Raw genomic sequence first — 285 nt, forward strand, 5'->3', positions numbered from 1 at the left:
GGCTCCCCGAACAGGACTCGAACCTGTGACCCAATGATTAACAGTCATTTGCTCTACCAACTGAGCTATCGGGGAATCGCCTCGAGCACGGGGCGTAGTATACGGATCTAGTGAAAAACGTCAAGCGTCAACGACATGCATCGAGCGCCGTCCACCGCAAAACGAAACGCCCGCCGGGCATGGAGCCGGGCGGGCGTTTCAAGACATCCTGGTGGCTACGCCCTGACTCGAACAGGGGACCCCATCATTATGAGTGATGTGCTCTAACCAACTGAGCTACGTAGC

General features: G+C 56.5%; 1 tRNA gene. It reads right to left on the bottom strand.

The features are described from left to right. Positions 1–2: 2 nt before the first annotated feature. A tRNA-Asn gene (locus tag ETC07_RS15070) sits at positions 3–75 on the bottom strand. Positions 76–285: the final 210 nt, after the last annotated feature.

It is taken from the genome of Halomonas borealis (assembly GCF_004798905.1).
GTDB classification, from domain to species: domain Bacteria; phylum Pseudomonadota; class Gammaproteobacteria; order Pseudomonadales; family Halomonadaceae; genus Halomonas; species Halomonas borealis.